The following is a 25969-nucleotide window of genomic DNA, read 5'->3' as shown; positions in this document are numbered from 1 at the left end:
ATATTATCCTAAAAAAACAAATTGTCTTTTTTTTAACATATTTTTACCACATATATACACATACTCCTTATTTTTATATCAAAATAAAAATGTGGTTGATATGTTTAAAATCAACCACATTTTATGCACTTCTTTTAAATATAAAGAATATCTTATCCCTTTATCTTATTTATAATTTCTATAAGCATATTAACTCTATTAAATGGCGTTACAAAATACAATCCATCGCAAAGCCCCTTTAATTTTCTTCCTATTTCCACTGATATATCTATTCCAACTTGCTGTCCCTCTTCTTTAGTCATATCCTCTGAAAACATATTTATATATTTTTCCGGTATAGTAACACCAGGTAATTCGTTATTTAAAAACATTGCATTTCTATAACTCACAATTGGAAGCAATCCAGCAAGTATCTTCACGTTAGTTCTTTCTTTTATCTTTTTTAAGAATTCTATAGCATCATCATCATATATAGGTTGAGTTAAAAAGAAATTTGCTCCCTTTTCTATCTTTTTCATCATACGATTAAATTCTACTTCTTTATTTAATACATTTAAATTCAATGCTCCACCAATTAAAATATTATCATTATTAAAAACTTCACTATTCATATCATCTATAAGCTCTATTAATTTAAAAGAGTTTAAATTAAACACACTCTTTGTTTCAACTTTACTAGCATCTGATATAGGATCTCCTGTAATTGCAAGCACATTTCTTATATTTTCAATATGAGCACCTATCAAACCTGATCTTATAGCATTAATATTTTTATCTCTGCAACAAATATGAGGCATAGCTTCAATCCCTATTTCTCTTTTAATTTTTGCGGATATAATTGTAGATTCAGCTTTTACCCTTGACATCGGCGAATCTGGAATTGTAACCAAATCTATATTATTTTCTTTGCATAATTTAGCACCTTGCATAAGCTTTGATATATCAGTATTTGTTGGTGATGACAACTCAATTGCAATTACAAACTCATTATTATCCAACTTATTTTTAAAACTATTCTCTTGCTTGTTTTCAAATTTATTAGTTTCTTCCTCATTCTTCGTTAATGTATTAACAACATTAACATTCTTATTAACTAAATTAGCTAATTCTTTTATATAAACAGGATTTGTACCACAACATCCACCAATAATTGATGTTCCTAAAGATTTTATTTTGTTAACTTTTTGAGCAAAGTATACTGGATTATTAGGATATACAGTTCTTTCATGAATTATTTCTGGATATCCAGCATTAGGAAGAGCTGAAACTATATCACCATCTATATTAATTTTTTTAATTATATCATATATATGAGTTGGTCCAGATCCACAATTAAATCCATATGCATCAATTTGATTTATTCCCTTAACATTATTAATTATTTTAGTTACACTCAATCCATCTCTTGTAAAACCATCTGGTTTCACTGCGAACTGAGTTAATATGAAACTATTAGGATTTTTCAATTTAATATAGCCACATATTTCTTCTAAATAGTTGTAATTACTCAATGTTTCAAAAATAAAGATATCTATGTTGTTTTCTATAAAACAATCAACAATAAACTTATATTCATCTAAAATATCATTATCACATTCATCTATGCTTTCTTCTCTTATAGGGCCAATACTTGCTCCAATGAATACAGCTGTATTTTCTGTTACTTCTTTAGCAATATTTATACCTAAAGTTATTATGTCTTTAAGTTTATCAAATGAAATTCCTAAATCATATCTATTCGCTGAAAAAGTATTAGTCCTTATTAACTTAGCCCCTGCATTAATATATTCTTCATGAATTCTTTTGATAATATCTTTATTATTTATATTCCCAAATTCACAATAAGTTATATCATTACCTGTTAATTCTGAATAATATGTTCCCATTGCACCATCACATATTAATACATTATTTTTTAAATATTCTCTTATCATCTTGTATCTCCCCAATTTTAATAATTTAACTTCATTATAATTATTTTTAAATATACTTGATAGTAATTATACTATAACTTTTCAATATAGTCGTTACTTTTTTATTCATAATATAATGCTCCCTTTATAAAAACAGTTTTATTACTTTAACCGTTTCTATAAAGGGAGCATATAATTACACATAACTCTAGTTTTTATCTTGATCCTCTATATAGATATGAGTAAAACAAAATTATTTATTTGTTTTACTGCTATCTTTTGGTGTTGTATCTTGTTGGACTGAACTCTTATTCTGATCTTCGCCCTTGTTTTGATCTTCTACTTTACTTGAAGTAGTGTTATTCTCAATCACTCCATTGTTAGGAGCTATTGTAACAGTATTGTCAGCATCACTATTGTTAGATTTTTCAGTTTGCTTATTTTGTACTTTAGGTTCTGGTTGAACTTCAAGTACACCATTATCTGCATTGTTAGCAGTATTATTATTCTTATCTTGATCTGGTGTTGTAACTGTACCACTGTTTCCATTGTCAGAAGACTCTGTGGTTTTTGGTTTTTCTTGTATATTTTTATCGTTTGTTGATTTATCACTTTTTGATTTATTATTACTTGGTTGTTCTAAAGACTTATTCTTATCATTGTTATCACTATTTGTTACTGCTGAATTATCATTTTGAGCAGAATTATTATCCATTTTAGACTCTTCATCTTGAGCTTGCCACTGAATAACATTTTGTTTATCCTTTATTATTGAAGTAATATCTTTAACTGGTGCTTTATCTATTTTACTCTTTGTTTCTTCATCAGCATTAATAGCTACTTCATATCTACCTAAACTTATGCCCTCAGTCTTAGCTTGATCAACAGCATTTTTATCTGCTTTTACATATGTTATTTTCTCTGACTTAAATGTTGATTGAATAGCATCTTTTACTTCTTCTTCATAATTACTATTCCCATCATTTTGAACAAATGCAAAAGCAACCAATACTTCTTTATTATTGTCTAAATATTTTTTTTCAACTAGCTTCTCTTTTATTTTCTCAATTCCATCATCTATATTTTCACCTTTAACATCACTAAAATCTATACTTTTTCCATCAGCATTAATTCCATCAACTTTAATAATCTTTTGATTACTATCTGCTTCAATTTGAATACTTGGATTAATATCTAAGCTAACAACTGCATACACTTTATTGTTTGTCGCAGTGTTAAAGAAGAAGGTGAATACAATTAAAAACAATGCGGCAATTGATCCAAATATTTTCATAAAACTGCTATGACTATGAAGTTTTATAGTTGATTTGACAATATCATCTTCAAAGTAAAATATTTTTTGTCCAATTTTCATGTTTTCTTTGGATTGTATTTTTTCCATTACCCCTTGTTGATTTAGCACTACGGCATAATTTTTATTAATCTCCATTATTATTCCCTTATTCATTATTATCACCTACTTCCTGATCCAATTTTTCAAAGCAATAAGATTTTTATCAAGTATTATTACAACAGAAATTATGAATTTTTTACTTCTTTTAATTACCTTTTCCGTAACAGAGAATTTTAAAACAATTCTCTTAATAGGTAATCTTTTTTTCAAATACATAAAAGAAGTAAATTCTTCTTCGTTGCTTATTTTTTCTGATAAATTTATTGCATTTTGTCTCGTTGCCTGTTGTTTAGGAGCTTCATTCACTAAATCCTCTAATGTAAAACCAAAGGAGCTTATTTCAGATTTTAATCTATTTATCTCTTCCACCAGCAAGCTATTATCTTCTTTTTGCTCTAAATATTCATCTTTAATTTCTAAACCCTTGTCCAACAACTCTTCAAGTGATGAATGTTGATGTCTATTTTCTGCTTTTAGATAATTCTTAATTCTACTTCCTATAACAAGCTTAGCAAAGGACAAAAAGTGACCTTTTTCATTATCATATCTCTCAATAGCTTCACTAAATCCAAGCATTCCAACGCTTAATTCTTCATCATTTTCACAAGATACATACCTACCTGTGACGTCAGAAATACTTTTAATTATAAATGGCATATGATTTTCAATTAGTTCATTAACACTTGTGTGTTCATTAATATTTAAATCTACTAAAACACATTCGAGCATATCTGCGCTCCCTTCCGCGGTCATTATTATATACAAAAAAACTTATAATTTTTGGTACTGTTTTTAATAAATACATAATTAATTTATAGAAAAATTTTCTTAAACTTAACTTATGTATTCCACACATACATATATATTATCATAATTTGCTTAATAAAGTAACAAGACTTGGTGTAAAAAGAAGCATTGCTCCAATTTTATTCGATAATTATTGTTGTCCTGTTATATTATACTATAAGTAGCTATTATATATTCTTATAGTAATTTATCGTATTTAAAAATTAAAATATGGAGTATAGAATTTCTTTAATTTATAAAAAATTTTATACTCCATATTTTAATTATTATGTTTTATTTTTTATAATCTAACTTAACATAAATTTGATATTAGCCACATTCACAAAAATGACAAGTCCATCTGCCAAGATTATTTTGGACTAGCTGTTTTCTTTCATGTGCCTTATTAATTTAAAAGTAAATCTAACAATTCTTCACTTTTTAATGCACTTGTAATATTAATATCTTCAAGCTCTTCAGTTATTATATTATTTATAAGTATTTTTTTATCTTCCTGAAGAAGCATTATTTTTTCTTCAATTGTATCTTTAGCTATTAGCTTAATTACTTCAACTATATGCTTTTGTCCTATTCTATGTGCCCTATCAGTAGCTTGCTCTTCCACTGATGGATTCCACCAAGGATCAAAATGAATTACCATATCTGCGCTTGTTAAATTAAGTCCAGTCCCTCCAGCTTTTAGTGATATTAAAAACACTCTTTTTTGTTCATTTGTATTAAACTCATCTACAAATTTAATTCTATTTTTAGAGGAAGTACTTCCATCTATATAACAATAATCTATTTTTTCTTGTTTCAACTCTTTTTCCATTCTTTTTAATACTGTAGTAAATTGTGAGAATAATAAAATTTTGTGTCTAAATATATTTTTTATTATTAAGTCCTTTGCTACATTTAATTTCGCACTTTCCCCTAAGTAATCATCAATTATTATAGATGGATCTAAACAAATTTGACGAAGTCTTGTCAAATAAGAAAATATAGTCATATTATTTCCTCGTGTTTCTGGATTTTGTAATTTGCTTTGAACATCTTTTATAAAACTTCTATATAATTTCTTTTGTTCTAAGGATAATTCAACTAAAAATTTCTTCTCTATTTTATCTGGCAATTCTTTTATTACATCTTTTTTAAGTCTTCTTAATATATATGGTCTAATCAGAATTTTAAGATCATCTAAATTTTCCTTATCCTTTTTTATAAATTTATTTGAAAATTCTTCTTTACTATAAAGATATCCTGGCATTATAAAATCAAATAATGACCATAATTCTAATAAATTATTTTCTATAGGAGTTCCTGTTAATATAAATCTACTCTTTGAATTTATATTTTTTACTATCTTTGTAGTTTCAGCTTTAGGATTATTTATATTTTGACCTTCATCTAAAATACAGTAATCAAATTTAATATTCTCATATTCTAAACAATCATTTCTTAATGTTCCATAAGTGGTTAACAAACCATCATATTCCTCAATATTATCCAATACTTTTTTTCTTTCATTTTTATTTCCATGTACAATACCTACGCTTAAACTTGGAGCAAACTTATTGAACTCTTCTTTCCAATTATATATAAGAGAGGTTGGCGTTATAATTAGAGAATGTTTTCCTTGCTTAGATGCTAAAAATACAATAGTTTGAATTGTTTTTCCAAGCCCCATTTCATCGCCCAAGATTCCTCCAAGGCCTAAATAGCTTAAATTTTCAAACCAATTATACCCTTTTATCTGATATTCCCTTAGCCTACCATTAAATTTTTTAGGAATCTCACTATTGTTTTCATCAATTTCATTCAACTTTTCTAATGCATTTGATATTGTTTCTTTTGAATTTGCAATTTTCTTAATATCACCATTTAATTTTTCATTTAAATAATATATCTTTCCCAACTCTAATTCATATGTATCTTTTTTATCACTTACATCGATATTTAAAGATTCAATCATTCTTATAGTATCTATTATTGAAGCATCTCCAAGATTAATAAATGTATTATCATTAAGCTTAATATATGACTTTTTATTTTTATACGAATCAACTACATTATATAATTCTTCTTTACTTATACCTTCTAAGTTAAATGAAAAATTATATTTACCATCTTCATTTTCCTGTAAAAAAAACTCTGATATATTTCCATTTCTAAAACTAAAATATTTTTCATTGTCATTTATCTTTATGCTTCCAATCTTCTGTATTGATTCTTTTCCATGTTTTAAAAAATCATAATAATCATCATCATTTCCTAAAAAAACAAAAGTGTCATCTCTGTAAAAAAAACTATATTTATTTAGTTCACTTTCAATGATCCTAATTTTATTCCAATTACTTATAATATCATTATGTGACTTCAAAGCATCACAATATGATATTATTTCTTTATCATTAATAAAACTAACATCACAAATATATTTATCTGCTTGCTTTTTGAATTTAAAATCAATTTTGAAATTTTCTCTTAATTTTTCAATCACTGAAATATCTAATATCAAATTATCAGATATTAATTTTAATGACGAAATTATTTTATTAAGTTCTTCTACAGTTGTATCATTATAAAATGTAATCTTACCACTTTCTTTTAAGTGCTTATAAAATATTTTATATATTTCAATTTGACTTTTATTAGGAATAAAAAGTTTTCTATCAAAAAAGAAAACATTCATCTTTTCGTTTAATGGAATAGGAAATATTTTTTTTGTAGTTAAAATATAATTGTCATTAATTTGTTTCAATGTAAAAGACAAAGGTACATTTTCATCTTTGACCTCTGTAATGTATGTTTGATAATTATAATTTAATTTTATCTTCTTTTTTAAAAGTTTTTCTAAAAACCTTCTTAAAATTTCATTCGGTATTCTTATGATTCTTTCGTTGTTCTCATTATCCGAAAACAATGTATATTCGTATATATATTCTAAAAGTTCTTCATCTGCTTTAGAAAAGTAATACTTTTTAGGAGTATACACAAGTCCCTTTCCAATATAATACTCCTTTGAATTAATTATACTTTCAGCCCATTCCTTAATATTAGTAATAGAGTACATATTATTTGTTCCTACAAAAAAGCTAACATCAAAGCACTTACTATTATTTTCTTTAACTTCGCTTATTGAAACATTTATCTCTAACTTTTTTCTTTTATATTTCAAGCCACACTCTTCTTTTTCCGCTAAATTATTTGAATCTTTACATCTAAAAAAATCCAGTTCGTTTAATATATTTTTATCAATTCTAAATTTATCTTTATTGGTTGTTCTATTATTTAGTTTTTTCTTTACCTCTTCAACAAACCTTAATCCTGTTGAAATTAAATGTTCACATAAATATGTCTTATTTTGATAATTTATTTCTGAAAACATGCTACAATTGCATTTTGCAAAAATTATTTTTTCTTCTACAAAGTCTATTTTTAAGTGAGTATTACAAGTTTGTAGCTTGTTTTCACTTTTAAAATTTCCATATATATTATAAACATTGTCTATTTTACTAATATTAAACTTCAATAACTCCTTATTGTTTAATATATGCTTTGCTCTATTTAAATTAACTTTAGATGAATTATGTAATATTATTTGTTCCAATTTTGATATCTTCACTTGTTCCTCACCATCTTTCTTAATGTTCTAAGTCACACAAAAAAAATAATAGACTAAAATACTGGTCTATTATTTTTTTGATTGCGTCTAAATTATGAACAAAAAAGGAGCTTAGAGACCGGCGAAGGACACTCTAAGCTCCGTATAGCACTTTTGTGCCAACTGCTTATATAGAATAACACACTTTGTGTATAAGTTCAACTAAAATTTTTAACACATCCCTCCATTACCACTATTATTTCCACCACCACAAGCATTCATGTTATTAGAATTAGGATTAGAGCTTTGCTTAACATTTTGATATTTTGTTATATAATCTATGATTCTAGACTGTAACTTATTTAAGCTACTTAAATATTCAGTATTATCAGGTTCTAAATCTACAGCTGTTTTTATATAATTAAGCCCTGCTTCAAACCAACCTTTTTGAAGTGATACAAATCCTTGTAGATAATTCCATTCTGCACTATTCCTATCATTAACTATGTTTAATTTTGCTTCAGCACCTGTAAAATTCCTTTTATCAATTAAACTTCTAATTTCTTTATATACACGTCCATTAATAAGTTTATTGTAAGCTGTATTAAGAACTTGAATCTTAACTGGTGTAGTATCATCTTGATTTTTTGTATATTCAGCAAGTAAATTTATATATTTATTTTTTATTTCTTCTTCAGATGCACTTGTATCAATTCCTAAAACTTCATATGGATCCAATTTGATTACACCTCTCTATTATTTGTTTCGTATGTTTAGGCACATTTAAAAGTGTTATTTTCTTTCATGAGCCTTAATTCTTATTACTAAATATATTTATAATATTTTATAATATTCCTAAAGACCAATTATGATTTAAATTTATGTGGTAACTTACCAAAAGAAGCTGTATTCTTTTTCTTAATTGCTAGATAATTTGACTGTGGATTTCTAACAGCAGAAGCTGTGCTCATTCCTACATACTCCTTAAGTAAATTAAGGACAAGCAAGAATGGAACAACTTCTACTGAAGAAATAACTACAGACAACTTATCAATGCAACACTCAAAAAAGAATACAGCTTCTTTCTAGTTATGATATATTTCAAAGTTTAATTCTAGCTCAAAATTTGTTTATATTGTAAAACAAAAACTTTTATTTAAAATCTAGCTAACATATTTTTTTAATATTACTGCTCTTATACTTTCGTACTTGATATATGAAGGAAGTTCCTTTTTTAACACACTTATTTTATCATCGCCTAATTTTTCGCAAACATTTTGTATTAATTCTTCCTCTTCATCATTATAGAATTCATGTAAATTAATATCAAATACATTATCGCCAACTTCCTTAATATAGTCTGTTACATATCCCAAAATAGTAGATATTGAAAGTTCTATTTTTTCTGATACTTCATGAATATTTATACCTTCTTTAAGCATATCTATAGAAATTTGATTGCTTTCACGTGTTTCTCCATCAATAATTACTTTCTTTCTCTTTTTTTCACACCAATTAACTTGGATATTATTTTGAATTACATAATCATTTACTATTTCTATTATCTTTTCCCCATAAGAACTTATCTTTTTAGGTCCCATGCCACTAATATCTTTTAGCTGCTCTAAATTTATTGGATACCTTCCACTTATTTCTTTTAAAGTATTCATAGACATAATCATTTGAGGGAACATGCTTTTTTCTTTCTTTGCAAATTCACTTCTTGCTTTATATAACTTATCATATAATTCGCTGTCTGTTGTTACTTCTAATTTTAAATCATTATCTTTCTTATCATTCTCTTCATTTTTAGATTCAATTTCAATATCATTATTAATTACAATATTATGTTCCTCCACAAACTCTTTTATGGCATCTTCAAATGCTTCACCATATTTACTATACTTGACTTCTCCTACCCCTGTAATGTTAAGCATAGTTTCTTTATTAGTTGGATATTTTATAGCCATTTCTTTTAGGGTAACATCACCGAATATTATGTATGGAGGAACATTATTTTCTTTTGCTAACTCTTGTCTTATACCTCTAAGGATTTCATACAATTCATTATCTTCTCTAACTTTCTTTTCAACCTTAAATTCTTTCAATTGTACCTTTTCTTTAGAAACTAAGACATTTCTAGATCGTTCATTTAAAGTTAGAACTGGATAAGTACCTTCAATTACACTTATATAACCTTGAGAAATGAGCGTATTAATAAAATTTTTAAGATCTTCTGCTGAATAATCTTTCATTAATCCATAAGTCGAAAGCTCATTAAATTTGAATTGAAGAACTTTTTTATTCTTAGAACCTCTAAGAACATCTACAAGCATTCCAGTTCCAAATTTATGTTTCATTCTATATATACACGAAAGAACTTTTTGTGCTTCTATAGTCTTATCTACTACATCACCTTCACTTAGACAATTACTACAGTTATTACACTCTTTATCATATTCTTCTCCAAAGTAAGCTAAAATGTATTTTCTATAACACTCATTGCTATATACAAAATCCATCATTTGTTGAAGTTTTCTATATTGATTGATTTTTCTCTCTTCATTTTCTATAGAATGCTCTATTAAATATTTTTGAACTTGAACATCCTGTGGAGCAAATAATAATGTACATTCACTCTTTTCCCCATCTCTACCTGCTCTACCAATCTCTTGATAATAACTTTCTATGTTTCTAGGCATATTATAATGAATTACATATCTTATATTAGGTTTATCGATTCCCATACCAAAAGCATTGGTTGCTATCATTATAGTTGCTCTATCATATATAAATCCTTCTTGATTAGTTCTTCTTGCTTCTTCAGACAATCCTGCATGATAATGAGTTACATTATATCCTCTAGATGATAAATCTTCATATATATTATCAACTTCTTTTCTTGTTGCTGCATAAATTATCCCTGAAACATCTTTGTTATTTTCAATATAGTTATATAAATAGCTTTTCTTGCTTCCGCCTTTAATTACATTTATGGCCAAATTCTCTCTATCAAATCCTGTTACAAAAACCTTTGGATCCTTTAATCTAAGGAGATTTATTATATCTTCCCTTACTTCTTCTGATGCTGTTGCTGTAAATGCTGTTATTATTGGTCTATCTTTAAGTAAATCAATAAAATAAGATATCCTTTTGTAACTTGATCTAAAATCATGTCCCCATTGAGATATACAATGTGCTTCATCTACTGCAATTTGAGAAATATTGCATCTTGAAATAACATCTAAGAACCCCATTGATTCAAGTCTTTCTGGAGCTATATACAAAATTTTAATATTTCCATTTTCAATATTATTTATTACTTCATTTTCTTCCGATGCACTTAAAGTACTATTTATTAGTTCTCCTTTAATACCCATATCTTTCAAAGTATCAACTTGATCTTTCATAAGAGATATAAGAGGTGAAATTACTATAGTCATGCCTTCAAGCATTAAAGCAGGTATCTGGTAACAAATAGATTTACCTCCACCTGTTGGCATAATAGCTAGTACATCTTTTCCATCTATTATGCTATTAATTATACTCTCCTGCCCTCTTCTAAAAGACTTATATCCATAGTATTTTTCTAAAAAATCTATTGCTGAGTTACTCATCAATTATTACTCCTTAAATTAATATAATACAAACAATGGTATAGATATCCAAACTATAAATCATACTTATGTGGTGAATAACCGAAATTCCATACATTTTTGTTCCACAGGGCCATGAAATTTTCACTGAAAGGTTCTAAGTACAATGCCTGTTTCACAAAAATGTATGCAATTTCTAGTATGGAAGCATATTCTAATTATAAGTTTAAGTCTTGATTTGGATATCTATAATTTATTGGTTTACGATTTTCTTACTATAATATTATCATAAAAATATGTTAATGAATAATAGGCATTAAAATTTGAACTTTAATTTATCGAATAAAATCAAAATTCTATAGTATGCTGAATCAATTATTTTTATTATTGACATAATTTATTGAATTCTAATCACTTACTTATAATTATTTTTCTTTAAGCTAGTAATTGCATGAATCTAGATACATTGAAACATATTTCAAGCCAGAAAAAAATGGTACTTTTTTGTTGAGTGTTACATTGAGAAACCTGCTATAAAAGTATTGACTTTTATTAGCAGGTTTCTCTAGTAACCAAAACAAGCAGAGCACCATTTCTTTCGGTTAATTATATAACAACTCTGAGTTTAAAGTTGCTTAGGCACATTCAAAAAAGTAACAAGTCCATTTGCCAGCCTATTTACCTTCTTGCATGATGAAAAATATCCACGACAATTTGGACTGTTATTTATTTTCATGTGCCTTATCATTATTTAGCTAAAATTTCAACTCCAGTTTCAGTGATTAAAACTGTGTGTTCCCATTGAGCTGATAATTTATCATCAGCAGTATATATAGTCCATTCATTTACTTCATCAACAAATACATCGTATGTGCCTTCATTAACCATAGGCTCTACAGTTAACACCATTCCTGGAACTAACAACATTCCTGTTCCCTTCTTGCCTATATGAGCTACAAATGGATCTTCATGGAACTCATTTCCAACTCCATGACCACCTAATGCCCTAACAACGCTATATCCATTTTTATGAGCATGTTCTCCACAAGCTGCTCCTATATCCCCTAAGAATCCCCATGGTTTTATAGCTTCTATTCCTTTTATCATACATTCTCTAGCTACTGTTACTAATTTTTTAGCATCTTCACTAACTTCACCAATCATGAACATTCTTGATGCATCTGAATAATAGCCATCAAGGATTGTAGATACATCAACATTCACTATATCTCCATCTTGTAAGATAATACTTTCATCAGGTATTCCATGACATACTTCATTATTAATTGATGTACATACACTCTTTGGGAATCCTTCATAATTAAGTGGAGCTGGAATTGCACCATGTTCTGTAGTGTAATCATACACAAGCTTATCTATATCCGCAGTACTCATTCCTGCTTTTATTTTACTTGCAACTAAATCTAAAACTCCATTATTAATTTCTCCACTTTTTCTTATTCCTTCAATATCCTGTGGGCTTTTTATAAGATCTCTACTTGGAACTTCATGTCCTTTTAATCTATAACTTTCTATCTTTTCATCAAATTCTAAGTGGCATTTTTTATATTTTAAACCACTTCCACACCAACATTTTTCGTTTCTATTTGAAAACATCTTAATGATACACCTCTTTAAATTTTATTATTTATATTTTTAGAATTTAATTTTTATTTATATTTCCTTAAAAATCCCAAAAATTCTTATATATTAATATATGTTGTAAAAAATTTATTATATAATTTACTCTACCATTTTAATGATAAAAATAATCTCATTTCATAAATCATAAATATATTAGTTACAACTTATATATTTTGTTATTTTATTCCTTAGCGTATTAATTATAGCTTAAAATGCAATTAATAATCAAATTTTTTAAATAAAATATTCTTCTTCAATACATAATTATTTTCTAAAATTAGTTTTTCTAAATTGATTTTAAGATTTTATTCTTTTACTTATGTCACTATTTTCTTGCCTTCTCTACATTAAGTTTCTTCCCTTTTATAGTCATATTTTTTAATGCATCTATTACTCTTTTTCCTTTTCCATTTAATATATCTACATAAGATACATTATCTTCTACATTAATTATTCCAATATCATCACCGCTTACACCGTCAATTTTAGTGATAGCTCCTACTATATCCCCTGCACGAATTTTCTTTTTCTTTCCACCATTTATATATATTTTAGTTATGTTTTGATTTATAATCTTAGCCTTATCGCTCTTTCTCTTTGGCTTTGATTTAAGAAACTCGACTCCTTGTTTAATTTCTTTTTGAACTTCTTCTCTATTTGGGAGCTTGTGAACAGGTATTTCAAAACCTATAAGTTCTTGTATGTCCTCCAAAAATTTATCTCCCTCTTTAACACAAAAACTTATTGCCTTTCCTTTTGCTCCAGCACGTCCGCTTCTTCCTATTCTATGTACATACGCTTCCTTTTCAACTGGTAAATCAAAGTTTATTACATGAGTAATTCCTTCAATATCAATCCCTCTTGAAGCTAAATCTGTAGCTACGAGAATTCTAAAATCGCCTTTTCTAAAGTTCTCCATAACACTAAGTCTTTCTTTTTGAAGCATTCCTCCATGAATTTTATTAGTTGAATACCCTTTCGATTTTAAATATTCATATACTTTATCAACATTTTCCTTTGTTCTACAAAAGATAACTCCTGTTTCAGGTTTTTCACATATTAATAAATCATTTAAATTTTCTAATTTCCTTTCATATTCTACATAGTATAAATTATGCTCTATATTTTCAGTTATTAGTTTTTGCTTTTTTATTGAAATATCAAGTGGTCTATCCATGTGCTTTTCACATAATTCTCTTATTTCTTCTGGTATAGTAGCTGAAAATAGCATAGTAACCTTTTTCTTAGGAAGTCTTCGAATCACGCCTTCAACCTGACCTATAAAACCCATATTAAGCATTTCATCCGCTTCATCTATTACAAAATATTTAACCTTTGATACATTTAAACTTCCCCTATCAATGTGATCTAAAATTCTTCCTGGCGTTCCTACAACAACATGAGTTTTTTGCTTTAAAGTTCTCACTTGTTCAGTTATAGGCTGTTTACCAAAGACTGCTGCACATTTTATCCTTTTAAATCTTCCTATATTAGAGATATCTTCACTAACTTGAACTGCAAGCTCTCTAGTTGGACTTAAAACCAAAACTTGTGGACTGTTTTCCTCCCAATCTATTCTTTCACATAATGGTATACCAAAAGCTGCAGTCTTACCACTTCCTGTTTGTGATTTAACTATTACATCTTTATTTAACAATATTTCTGGAATTACCTTTTCTTGAACTTCTGATGGCTTTTTATATCCTAGACCTTCAATAGATTTTAAAATTTCTTCACTTATTTTAAATTTACTAAATTCACTATTCATATTTTAATTTCTCCTCACCTTTGTTAATTGAGAATTTACAATGTGTTATTCAACAAATTACTTTGTTATTTCTAAAATTATATTTTCTCACAAATTTCTCATGTGAAATTTGGACTTATATTCTACATTTTAAATCCTACATTTTAATTGTTAAACCTATATTATTAAATTTTCCTTATAAAATATTGATTATGCCTTAACTTTACCAATAAAATTTAATATATATTTGTTAGTTCTAAATGATTATATACCATAAATGTAAGTTTAACTAGAAAAATGAACATAATAAGGATATAATTAATTGACTATGAACAATTTATAGTAGCAAAGTAATTGTTCATTTTAAATAACATTGTAAGGGAGATATTAATGAACAAAACTTTTAATGACTTAAACTTAAATTTAAATATAATAGAGGGCCTAAAAAAACAAGGGATAACTGACCCAACTTTAATACAAGCAGAATCTATTATTCCTGCCCTTGAAAACAAAGATATTATTGGAGAAGCATTTACTGGTAGTGGTAAAACATTAGCTTATTTACTTCCTATATTTCACAAAATTGATACTTCAAAAAGAGAAATGCAAGCAATAGTATTAGCTCCAACACATGAACTTGCACTTCAAATAGAAGCACAAATTAAACTTCTTGCTAATAATTCTAGCGTTCCTGTAACTTCTTTATGTATTATTGGCGATGTTAATATAAATAATCAAATAAAAAAACTTAAAGAAGTTAAACCTCATATAATTGTTGGTTCTACTGGAAGAATACTTGATCTTATCAGAAAGAAAAAAGTAACTGCTCATACAATAAAGACAATAGTTATAGATGAAGCTGATAATTTATTAGATCCTAAAAGAGCTGCAATAACTAAAGACATAATTAAAACAACAATGAGAGATAGACAGCTTATGGTATTCTCTGCTTCTATAAAACTTGAAACTTTAGAAACTGCTAAAGAATTAATGAAAGATCCCGTTATAATAAAATCTGAAGATAAGCCAGCTATGAACCCAAATATTGAACATATGCTATTTGTTTGCGATAGACGAGATAAATTTGAAACTTTAAGAAAAATACTTGTTGCTGTTAAACCTGAAAAAGCTATAATTTTTGTTAATGATCATGAAGATATTGAATTAACAACAGTTAAGCTTAACTACCATAGTAAAGATTGTTTTGCCATGACTGGTAAAATATCTAAAGAAGATAGAAAGCTTGCTATTGAAAGTTTTAGAAATGGTAAAATTAAAATTTTAGTTTCATCTGATGTTACTGCAAGAGGACTTGATGTTGAAGGTGTAACTCATATATTCCATTTAGATTTACCATTAAAAATAAATGAATACTTACATAGAGCTGGTAGAACTGCAAGAGGTAATGCTCATGGTACTTCTATCTGCATAGCTACTGTTAAACAACTAAACATAATCAAAAAGTATGAAAAAGATTTTAATATTAAATTCCATGAAAAGAAGGTATTTGGCGGAGCTATAGAAGATTCTAATTATCATTCTGAACAAAAGCAAGAAAAAGCTAAAAGTAAATCCTACAATAATAAATTTGATAAATCTAAATTTCATAATTAATAATAAGGAGTATATAGTTTTGTATAAAATACAAAACTATATACTGTCCCTATAAATCAGATGATTTTTTTTGTTTAAATCTTATCCATTAATGTACTATCTAACTCAATTAAAGTAACATATCAATCAATTTCTTAATTATATTTAAATTATAACTTGTTAATTATGCTAGCATTATAAGCAGCACCAAATCCATTATCGATGTTTACTACACTAACCCCACTAGCACAACTGTTTAACATTGAAAGCAGTGCTGAAATTCCTCCAAAATTTGCTCCATATCCTACACTAGTTGGTACTGCTATTACAGGCTTATCTACTAAACCTCCTATAACACTAGCCAAAGCCCCTTCCATTCCTGCAATCACTATAACAACTTTTGCTCCTCTAATATCATCTAATCTTGAAAAAAGTCTGTGAATGCCAGCAACACCAACATCAATTATTCTTTCAACTCTGTTTCCAAGTATTTTAGCTGTTTCATATGCCTCTTCAACAACTGGTAAATCAGAAGTTCCTGCTGCAACAATAGCTATATAGCTATCTGTAAGAAGCTGTTCCTTTTTCTTAATTGTTATTGTTCGTCCAAGTTTGTTGTACTCTGCTTCTTCACATATTTCCTTCACAGCATTATACATTTCCTCAGTAGCTCTAGTACCTAGTATATTATTATTTTTTGTAATCATAAATTTAACAATATCTCTAACTTGATCTACTGTCTTTCCTTCACAATATATTACTTCAGGATAACCAACTCTAATTTCCCTATGATTATCTATTTTGGCAAAACCCAAATCTTTAAAAGGTAAATCTTCTAGTTTCTCAAGAGCTTCTTCTATATTTACCTTATTATTTTTAACACATTCTAATAAATTTTTAATTTCATCTTTATTCATTAAATTTCTCCTACCTTTATCAGGTTAATATTGATTAACTTTTATATTTCATTATTTACTAGATAGATACCTACTTCTTAAATGAGGTCGCTGAAAAAGTTCCAGTATTTTTTACATAAGTCGTTATGAAATATCTATAAACACTTACTAAACTTTAAGATGGTGATTATACTAGAAATCAGAAATATTTTTATGAAGAAAGCATTTGAAAATGAGCTGTTAAAGGTTCTTAGCTATAGGTTGTTCCAATTTAGCTTGTCATACTGAAAGTGGGAACATGCTAAATTGGGCACAACCTATGGCTTAGAACCTTAAGCGACATTTTCATAGCCTTTCGGAATAAAAATATTTCTAATTTCGGTTGATCAACACATAATTCTAAATCCCTGGTTGTATATCTATAGTTTCATTGAAGCTTCCTACTCTATAACCTTGAAGATCTAAAGATACATATTTAAATCCACATTCTTTTATGTTTTTAGCAATTGTGTCTAAAAGTTCTTCATTAAATAACTTACTTCTATCATCTCTATTTACTTCAATTCTAGCTAAATCTCCATGACATCTAACTCTAATGGCTCTAAATCCTATGCTCATCATATATTTTTCTGCATTTTCTATCTTTACAAAATCTTCTTCCTTTAATTCATTGCCATATGGTATTCTTGTTAATAGACAAGCATATGGTGGCTTGTCCCAAGTATTAAGTCCTAATTCTTTAGAAAAAGCTCTTATTTCAGCTTTAGTTATTTTACATTCTAAAAGTGGACTTTTTACTGATAGTTCTTTCAATGCCTTTAAACCTGGTCTATAATCACTTATATCATCGAAGTTTGTGCCATCAATAACGCAATCATAACCTTGCTTTTTAGCTAAATCCAATATCATATTAAATACTGCTGTTTTGCAAAGATAACATCTATCTTCTGGATTGTACCTAATTGAATCAATGATTGGAGCTTTTATAATTTCATGTTCCACTCCTAGTTCTTTGACAAGTTCCTCTGCTTCTGCAATTTCCCATTTTGGAATATATGGCGACATTATTGTTACCGCTTTTAAATTATCTCCAAGAGCTTCCTTACCTACTTTAAGTAAAAAAGTACTATCTACTCCACCTGAAAATGCTAAAACTACTTTTCCTAAACCTTTAAGATATTTTATTAATTCAGTATACTTTTCATTTTTTATCATCTATGTCTCCACCTCTCACACATAACTTTATTTTTGATTGTGCCTTAATTTATATCTTGTCTATAAACTGATTTATATACTGTATCTATAGATATATTTTTTTCTTTTGCTATAGATTTACATTCTTCATATTCTGGTTTATATTTCACCAATTTTCCTTTATGATAAGATTTCTTTATTGTAATATCTCCGTACTCTGTTTCTACTTTTGAAAATTCTCTATCTAGCATTATTTTTTCAATCATATATTTTCTAACACCTATTGAAGTAGTTTCTTCAAAAATAACCTTTAAAACTTCCTGTTCAATTTTTTCATTAATTAACATACTTAATTTTATCGCTGGTCTTCCCTTTTTCATAATTATAGGTGTTTTAAATACATCTAAAGCTCCTGCTTCAAAGAGCTTTTCTTCTATATATCCATAAATCTCAGGATTCATATCATCTATATTAGTTTCAAGTATATACTGGTTTTCTAATTTTTCTGTTTTTTCACTTTCACCTAAATATACTCTTAATACATTTGGAATTTCTAAATCTCTATGGCCTATCCCATATGCTATTTTCTTAATTGAAAAATCAATCTTTGAAGTGAATTCTTTGACGTTGGATGCAAGTATTGCTGCACCAGTAGGAGTGGTTGTTTCAAATTGTACAATTCCAGTATTCATAGGAATATTCTTTAAAATTTCTACTGTTGCAGGTGCTGGTACTGGCATAATCCCATGAGCACATTTAACAAATCCTCCTCCAACTTGAACTGGAGATGCAATAATTTTATCAACTTTTAAATAATCTAAACAAATAGCTGCCCCTACCATATCTACAATTGAATCAATAGCTCCTACCTCATGAAAATGCACTTCATATATAGTTTTTCCATGAACTTTTGCTTCTGCTTCTGCAACTCTCATAAACATATCTAAACTAATTTTTTTAACTTTATCACTTAAATCACTTGAATTTATTATTTCCTCTATGTCCCTTAAGTTCCTGTGATGATGTTCATGATTGTGAGTATGTTCTTCATGACTATGACCATGCTCATGGTTATTTTCGTCATGATGAAGTTCACTATCACAATGAGAATGATTATGAACATGTTCCTCATAATTATGTTCATGTAAATCTTTATCTTGGATATGTGCATTATTACTTAATTCATTATTTAATATAACATCTACCCTTGTTCCTGTTATTCCAAGTTTCGCAGACTTTTCAATTTTTATTTCATATTCAGAATTTAAATTAAGTTTTGAAAGTTCCTTAATTAAATATTCTTTAGGAACTCCTAAATCTATAAGTGCTGCTAAATTCATATCACCACTTATTCCACAGAAACAATCATAATATAAAATCTTCATGTTTATCACTCCTCTTAACTTTTGAAATTTTAATATAGAGTTCCGCAATGAGAATTTAATATATCTAATTTCGGCTAGGATTCACCTACGCTCTATTCTCATTGCGGGACTTTGTAATAGCTTGTCTAATATTAAATTTATATAATATTATATTTTCTTAAAAAATCTTTATCCTCTAGTACATTTTCATATTTATCATCTCTTATTATTTTATGGTCTTCTGAAAAGACTATAGCCCTATTAAAAACACCTTCTATATATTCAAAATCATGAGTTGCACAAATTATGGTTTTGCCGCTTTTATTTAGACCTATTAATAATTCTTTCAAAAATCTTTTTCCCTTTGGATCTATACCATTCATAGGTTCATCTAAAGTCATTACTTCTGGATTCATAGCTAAAACACTAGCAATTGCAACTCTCTTCTTTTCTCCTCCACTTAAATTATATGGATGTTCATCTTTTAATTTTTCTATGCTTAGAAGATTAAGGCAATCATCCACTCTTTTATTTACTTCTTCATGTGGCAGCTCCATTTGCATAAGTCCAAATGCTACTTCTTCAAAGACAGTAGAACAAAAAAGCTGAGCATCAGAATTTTGAAATACGAATCCTAATCTTTTATGAAATAGTTTTAAGTACTTAGTATCCTTTAATCTATGTTCATTTATTTCGGTATTATCAAATATATACTTGCCATTGCTTGAAAAAACAATTGCATTTAAAACTTTTAAAAATGTAGACTTTCCACTTCCATTTGGACCTATAATAGCTATAGCTTCCCCTTCTTCTATTTGGACATTTACATTATCAAGAGCTGTTTTATTCTTGTATGTAAATGAAATGTTTTGCAGTTTTATCATCTTGAATAATTCTCCTTAATTTTTAGTAAGACTGATTTATTGTCTTTATGCTTAGGAATATTAAAGAAAATAACAAGTCCAAAATGCCATGATGAAAAATAGGCTTGGCAGATGGGCTTGTTATTTTTTTGAATATGCCTTAATTATAAGTACACAAATAAAATAATTAACATTATGTTTATTGCGCAATATATATAATCAATTTTATTAAGTTTAAAATTAATTTTTGCGGTATATTCTCCTATAAAGCCTCTACATTCCATAGCATTGAACATCTCTTCACTCATTTTATAAGATTTTATGAATAAATTTCCCATTATTCCTGTTAGAGAATTATATTTATTAGACGTTATACCAATTGACCTAAGTTTTAGTGCATATAGCAAGTTAATAGAATATTCTCCTAATAGAACAATGTATTTTATGGTTATATCCATAATCCATATAAATATATCTGGTATTTTTAATAATTTAAGTGATTTACTAATTTCGCTCCATTTAGTATTATGAGATAACAAATTCATAATTAATATAGTTATAATTAATTTTTGAAAAAGCATTAAACTATTATATATATTTCCATACAGTATAGATGGTATTAATGCTATTAAAGTCATAACTGGAAATATCAAACTTCTTAAAAATATTCTTTTTCTAGATTTCTTTTCCATGAGAAAAAGATTAAGCAAAACATATATATCAATTAATAATAAGTAAATAAAACTTCTTGAAATAGATACACATAATACCATTATTATACTACTTATAACCTTTAAGGTTGGGTTTATTAGATAAATTAATTTATTTTCATTTTTATTTTGTCTTATTATAGAAATTATCCTAATGAAAGAAAAAATACTCTTTTCTATATATAAACTTTTTTCTTCCTTTGGAATGTAATCATCTTTTTCTGAAAGCCATTCTGGAATCATTTAATCTCCTTTTATCTTTCTCTTCAAATTTATTTTTCCTAAAATCTTGAAAATAATTAGAATTATTATTACACCAACTAAAGCAGATACAATATAACCAAGATACTCATTTGAAATTCCTCCACTATAATCTGGCATTGGAGAATTAAATTGAAATCCATTTTCTATTCCTTTAGGTACAAATCCTATAAGATTCTTTATTTCTTCTGCTCCCCATTCTCCCCATGCAGTTCCACTTGCTAAAAGTCCTAACGGAGTAGCTAATATAAGAATTCCTATTACAATGTAGAAAATTTTTAATTTATTTGTTTTTCCTTTGTATATTACATCTGGTGATGATTTTTTTATATAGCTGTACGCTCCAACAGTTATTACTCCTTCTAAAATTCCAACTACTAATAAATGAGGTATCATCATAGCTGGAATAGATATACCTAAACCATAAGGACTATATAATGGTAATCCTGAAGCATCCTTGAAAAGCAATGGTTGAATGCCAAACTCAACTGATGCACATAAAGCTGCTACATTAACAGAAATATAACCACCTAAAAAAGCTGCAATATATTCCCCATTTTTATTTTTAAATATTTTTTTTATGATTTTGAATAAATAAAATGCTGTAAATGGCATTACAAAAGCCATATTAAAACAATTTACTCCTAATGCTAAAATTCCTCCATCACCAAAAAACAATGCTTGAATTACAAGCGCTATAGTAACTGAAAAAACAGCAGAATACGGTCCAAGCAAAATAGCAACAAGAGCACCTCCAATAGCATGTCCTGTAGTTCCTCCTGGAAGAGGTAAATTAAACATCATAATTAGAAATGAAAATGCGGCTGATACACCAAGAAGAGGCATTTTCTGCCTTGTTATTTCTTTCTTTACCTTTAAACTTGCTCTTCTCCATATTGGCAGCATAACAGCTCCAAAAGTCGCACAAGTTGAGGGACTTAAATAATTGTCAGGTATATGCATAAAATTATTCCTCCTTATTTTTTAAAATTCTCCTAAACACCTTTATTTAAAGCATGTAGTAAATAAAATCTATTTTATCTGTTTGCAGACGTTCTAATTGCTCATTTAAACACTTGTCCATATCTTTTCTTTTCTAGTCTTAATTAACCAGCTAGGAAGCTTTGTAGCTAAATTTGAAACCTTTTCATTTGTCTTTCCTAATGTTCTGTATAACATATTAATCCTCCTTTAAAAACCTTCAAATTTTTACCACCCTATATTTAGTATTATAATCCCTGGAGATAACTCCAAGTCAAGTATTTCTTGTAAAAATATTTCAATTGTTATTTTATAACTATAATAGTTCATTTTCACTTAAATAATTTTACTGTTGAATAAAAAATAGATTGTTAGGCTATTTTTAATAACTCAAAATTTCCTTCTATCAACATACCGCTTGCGGCAACTTCATAAATATATTACTTTAGATTTCTCTAAATCTCTCTTAGCAGCTTTATATTCAGTATTAAAGTGATTAGAATCATTAAAGTATATTTTGCAATAAGTATAATTTAAAAATTCTATAATTTCGTATACATAAAAAAAAGAGCTCATATCTCTATAAGCTCTAAAATTTTATTTTGGATATTCTGTTTTACAAACACTACATCTAACTCTTAAACAACTTCCACCAGATATTACTGTGCTTGTTTTTGTACTTCCACAGTTTGGACATGATTTCTTATCTGCCATAGTAACCTTCCCCTCTCCTTTTATTATCCTTAGTAAATTTTTTTACCATATCAAGTATATAATATTGTTGAAATATCGTAAATATTTTCTTGAAAAATTAATATAATGAAAGAGCCTACATTGTCTACAGAGCCTTATCTAAATAAACATTATTTCTTGGACTCTAAATTTCTAAGTTCAGATAAACATTCTGAATATAGAATTTGTAAAAGTTCGAAATTAATTCCATTATAAAAATAACCTCTTACTATTATACTAAAATAATATTGTGTAGGAACTGCTACCATATCTGTATATTCATTAGGTATAATATAAACCATAGCTGTTTTAACTTCATCATTTACTGTAACTTCAACTCATTTCTTTATATAAAAATTAGGACAGTAGGTAGTTTATGCATTATATAAAACTATCTACTGTCCCAATTTAAATTTTATTCATATATAGGGATTACCTGCTCATCATACATTCCCATTTTCTTCTATCCATTTTACTATGTGGTATACTACATGATTTTCGTTATCTACTGTTATGTAATCTGCATATTCTTTTACTTCCTTTGATGCATTTTCTGGACAAAATGCAATTGTAGCTGCCTCCAAAAGTTCTGCATCATTCATGTTATCACCAACAGCTATTACCTTATGTTTATCTAAATTATAAATTTCAATCAAATCCCTAAGCGCCTGCCCCTTAGAAGTATTTACAGGTAGTATTTCACAACAAAAATTTGCACTTCTAATTGCTTCAATACCGTATTGACTTCTAAAGTTCTTCTCTAGATCATTTATTTCTTCTATTTTTCCTATAAGTATTACTTTGTTCCAATTTATTTGTAATAAATCACTTGGCATATCATAAATTACATCAAGCATACTTGTCGCGGGTCTATTTGACATTCCTGAATCATTGTATACATAAACTTTTCTTCCACAATATATCTCTATACCTATATTAGGATAATCACGTTTTATTGCACTTAATAATTGTTTCTGCTTATCATTTATTAAATTTTCTCTTATTACCTTTTTCTCATTATAGTCATAAATCATTCCGCCATTATATACAATTGTTGGCAAGTCGAGCTTAACATCTTTGATATATTGCTCACTAGCTTCAATTGCTCTCCCTGTAGCTATAGAAAATTTGCCTCCATTTTCTATAAAATATTCTATAGCTCTTTTATTTTCATCTGAAACATTTTTATTTTTATCCAATAATGTACCATCTAAATCACTTAAAATAACATATCCATCAAATTTCTTACTCACTGTACTTGTCCCTCCACTATATTGAGTTTCTGAGTCCACTTATTAAAATAGTATATAAACATTATACATTATAAATTTCCAACATAATACTATAAATGCAATTTTCAATTGTTCACATAATATTTTAATATTCTAATCATTATTATGTGGTATATACATAAAGTATAATTTTTAATATTAAGATATACTTTTTATTTACAATGTTTTCTTTCTTATTTTCCTTTTAAAATATTCTCCAATTTGAATCATTAACTAAAAATTTTATAATTAAAATTAATTTCTTTCTTTTAAACAACTCATTTAATTTATATATTTTTATAACAAACTATTGTATACTATAAAATAGAAAAAAAATATACAAAGGGGCATAAATCAATGAAACACAACAATTTATTTTTAAACATCGCAGCTTTTGTAACTGTAGCAATTTGGGCAACTACTTTTATATCAAGCAAAATTTTACTAAATACATTTACTCCTCTTGAAGTTATGTTTTTTAGATTTGTAATAGCGTATTTTATTTTATTACTTATTCATCCTAAATTTCATAGAGCAGATTCAATTAAGGAAGAAATTTTATTTGCAACTTGTGGCATTACAGGTGGTTCACTTTATTTTCTAACAGAAAATAATGCAGTAAAGATTTCGCTTGTATCAAATGTTAGTCTAATTCTTGCAACTGCTCCAATACTAACTGCTTTTTTAGCTCATTTTTTCACTAAAACTGAAAAACTTAATAAAAATCTTATTCTTGGATTTTTCATTGCAATTTTGGGAGTTTTTCTAGTTATATTTAATGGAAACTTTATATTAAAACTAAATCCTACTGGAGATATCTTAGCGTTAGGTGCATCATTATGCTGGGCTATATATTCAGTATCAACTAAAAAATTTGGTAAAAAATATAATACACTCTACTTAACAAGGAAAATATTTTTCTACGCAATAATAACAATGATACCTTTTTTATTTACATCTGAATTTAATTTTTCACTTTCAAGATTAATGAATTTTAATGTTATGCTTAATTTATTATTCTTAGGAATCATTGCTTCTAGTACTTGCTATGTAGTTTGGAACTTTACTGTTGAGAATCTTGGTGTTATAAAAACTAACAACTATCTATATTTTCTTCCAGTAATTACTTTAGTATTATCTATTGTAATTCTTCATGAAAAAATGACAGCCTTCTCAATAACAGGTGCAATACTTATTTTATTTGGAGTTTATGTTTCTGAAAAAGGCTTTAATTTAAATTTACTTTCAAATAATAAAAATAAGATAGATAAACAACTTGAACTTTAAATGTATGCTATATTTTACCCAAAGTAAGGGGATTCTTTTGCTCGATTGCTATAGAATATAACTATGGATTTCTAACAGTAAAAGTCGTTCTATTTCTGCATGCTCCTCAGATA

19 protein-coding genes and 1 pseudogene are annotated in these 25969 nt (G+C 27.2%); 2 read left to right on the top strand and 18 right to left on the bottom strand.

The annotated features are described in order from the left end of the window. Nucleotides 1-152 precede the first annotated feature (152 nt). From CLSA_RS08625 to CLSA_RS08590, 9 genes are all read right to left on the bottom strand, one after another. On the bottom strand, nucleotides 153-1934 hold the full coding sequence (locus CLSA_RS08625; RefSeq protein ID WP_022745437.1) for a bifunctional homocysteine S-methyltransferase/methylenetetrahydrofolate reductase: 1782 nt from the start codon (nucleotides 1932-1934) through the stop codon (nucleotides 153-155). Nucleotides 1935-2166: 232 nt separating this feature from the next. Then, nucleotides 2167-3381 (bottom strand): anti-sigma-I factor RsgI family protein, encoded by a 1215-nt coding sequence (locus CLSA_RS08620; RefSeq protein ID WP_022745434.1) that lies wholly within the window; start codon nucleotides 3379-3381, stop codon nucleotides 2167-2169. Nucleotides 3382-3390: 9 nt separating this feature from the next. Beyond that, nucleotides 3391-4056 carry an RNA polymerase sigma factor SigI gene (gene sigI, locus CLSA_RS08615; RefSeq protein ID WP_022745430.1) on the bottom strand — a complete coding sequence of 222 codons (666 nt, stop codon included), beginning with the start codon at nucleotides 4054-4056 and terminating at the stop codon, nucleotides 3391-3393. 463 nt (nucleotides 4057-4519) lie between these two features. Continuing rightward, entirely contained in the window at nucleotides 4520-7738 is a 3219-nt protein-coding gene (locus tag CLSA_RS08610) for a DEAD/DEAH box helicase (protein ID WP_022745427.1), read from the bottom strand. Between the two features lie 210 nt (nucleotides 7739-7948). Continuing rightward, nucleotides 7949-8455: a J domain-containing protein gene (locus CLSA_RS08605; RefSeq protein ID WP_022745424.1), complete on the bottom strand. Its 507-nt coding sequence runs from the start codon at nucleotides 8453-8455 to the stop codon at nucleotides 7949-7951. 128 nt (nucleotides 8456-8583) lie between these two features. Further along, entirely contained in the window at nucleotides 8584-8763 is a 180-nt protein-coding gene (locus CLSA_RS23085) for a hypothetical protein (RefSeq protein ID WP_022745421.1), read from the bottom strand. 117 nt (nucleotides 8764-8880) lie between these two features. Further along, complete coding sequence (recQ, locus tag CLSA_RS08600) at nucleotides 8881-11334, bottom strand: DNA helicase RecQ (protein WP_022745418.1); 2454 nt, start codon at nucleotides 11332-11334, stop codon at nucleotides 8881-8883. A gap of 726 nt (nucleotides 11335-12060) precedes the next feature. Continuing rightward, nucleotides 12061-12930 (bottom strand): methionyl aminopeptidase, encoded by an 870-nt coding sequence (locus CLSA_RS08595; protein WP_022745415.1) that lies wholly within the window; start codon nucleotides 12928-12930, stop codon nucleotides 12061-12063. Nucleotides 12931-13282: 352 nt separating this feature from the next. Beyond that, complete coding sequence (locus CLSA_RS08590) at nucleotides 13283-14725, bottom strand: DEAD/DEAH box helicase (protein WP_022745412.1); 1443 nt, start codon at nucleotides 14723-14725, stop codon at nucleotides 13283-13285. Nucleotides 14726-15094: 369 nt separating this feature from the next. Between CLSA_RS08590 and CLSA_RS08585 the strand changes: the two genes are divergently transcribed. Beyond that, nucleotides 15095-16318: a DEAD/DEAH box helicase gene (locus CLSA_RS08585; protein WP_022745410.1), complete on the top strand. Its 1224-nt coding sequence runs from the start codon at nucleotides 15095-15097 to the stop codon at nucleotides 16316-16318. 149 nt (nucleotides 16319-16467) lie between these two features. Here CLSA_RS08585 and larB read toward each other — a convergent pair whose 3' ends face one another. The 9 genes and pseudogenes from larB to CLSA_RS08550 all read right to left on the bottom strand — a co-directional run bounded on the left by larB (nucleotide 16468) and on the right by CLSA_RS08550 (nucleotide 24551). Further along, entirely contained in the window at nucleotides 16468-17214 is a 747-nt protein-coding gene (larB, locus tag CLSA_RS08580; RefSeq protein WP_022745408.1) for a nickel pincer cofactor biosynthesis protein LarB, read from the bottom strand. Between the two features lie 378 nt (nucleotides 17215-17592). Further along, nucleotides 17593-18408: an ATP-dependent sacrificial sulfur transferase LarE gene (gene larE, locus CLSA_RS08575; RefSeq protein WP_022745407.1), complete on the bottom strand. Its 816-nt coding sequence runs from the start codon at nucleotides 18406-18408 to the stop codon at nucleotides 17593-17595. A 44-nt stretch (nucleotides 18409-18452) separates the two neighbouring features. Continuing rightward, nucleotides 18453-19772: a nickel pincer cofactor biosynthesis protein LarC gene (gene larC, locus CLSA_RS08570; RefSeq protein ID WP_022745406.1), complete on the bottom strand. Its 1320-nt coding sequence runs from the start codon at nucleotides 19770-19772 to the stop codon at nucleotides 18453-18455. 137 nt (nucleotides 19773-19909) lie between these two features. Further along, nucleotides 19910-20635, bottom strand: coding sequence for an energy-coupling factor ABC transporter ATP-binding protein (locus CLSA_RS08565; protein WP_022745405.1), 726 nt, complete (start codon nucleotides 20633-20635; stop codon nucleotides 19910-19912). Nucleotides 20636-20778: 143 nt separating this feature from the next. Beyond that, nucleotides 20779-21567 carry an energy-coupling factor transporter transmembrane component T gene (locus CLSA_RS08560; protein ID WP_022745402.1) on the bottom strand — a complete coding sequence of 263 codons (789 nt, stop codon included), beginning with the start codon at nucleotides 21565-21567 and terminating at the stop codon, nucleotides 20779-20781. After that, complete coding sequence (gene cbiM / locus CLSA_RS08555; protein ID WP_022745398.1) at nucleotides 21568-22548, bottom strand: cobalt transporter CbiM; 981 nt, start codon at nucleotides 22546-22548, stop codon at nucleotides 21568-21570. Nucleotides 22549-22589: 41 nt separating this feature from the next. Continuing rightward, nucleotides 22590-22719: pseudogene (locus tag CLSA_RS23620) on the bottom strand (aldo/keto reductase); the annotation flags it as partial. A 710-nt stretch (nucleotides 22720-23429) separates the two neighbouring features. Next, nucleotides 23430-23600 carry a hypothetical protein gene (locus tag CLSA_RS23080; protein WP_022745392.1) on the bottom strand — a complete coding sequence of 57 codons (171 nt, stop codon included), beginning with the start codon at nucleotides 23598-23600 and terminating at the stop codon, nucleotides 23430-23432. A 141-nt stretch (nucleotides 23601-23741) separates the two neighbouring features. Next, nucleotides 23742-24551 carry a Cof-type HAD-IIB family hydrolase gene (locus CLSA_RS08550; protein ID WP_041716210.1) on the bottom strand — a complete coding sequence of 270 codons (810 nt, stop codon included), beginning with the start codon at nucleotides 24549-24551 and terminating at the stop codon, nucleotides 23742-23744. A gap of 375 nt (nucleotides 24552-24926) precedes the next feature. On the opposite strand from CLSA_RS08550, the gene CLSA_RS08545 reads away from it, so the two are divergent. Continuing rightward, nucleotides 24927-25856 carry a DMT family transporter gene (locus CLSA_RS08545; protein ID WP_022745390.1) on the top strand — a complete coding sequence of 310 codons (930 nt, stop codon included), beginning with the start codon at nucleotides 24927-24929 and terminating at the stop codon, nucleotides 25854-25856. Nucleotides 25857-25969 lie beyond the last annotated feature (113 nt).

This window comes from Clostridium saccharobutylicum DSM 13864, from assembly GCF_000473995.1.
GTDB lineage: Bacteria > Bacillota > Clostridia > Clostridiales > Clostridiaceae > Clostridium > Clostridium saccharobutylicum.
The sequence above is the reverse complement of the archived record's forward strand: the minus strand, read 5'-3'. Positions and strand labels throughout refer to the sequence as shown.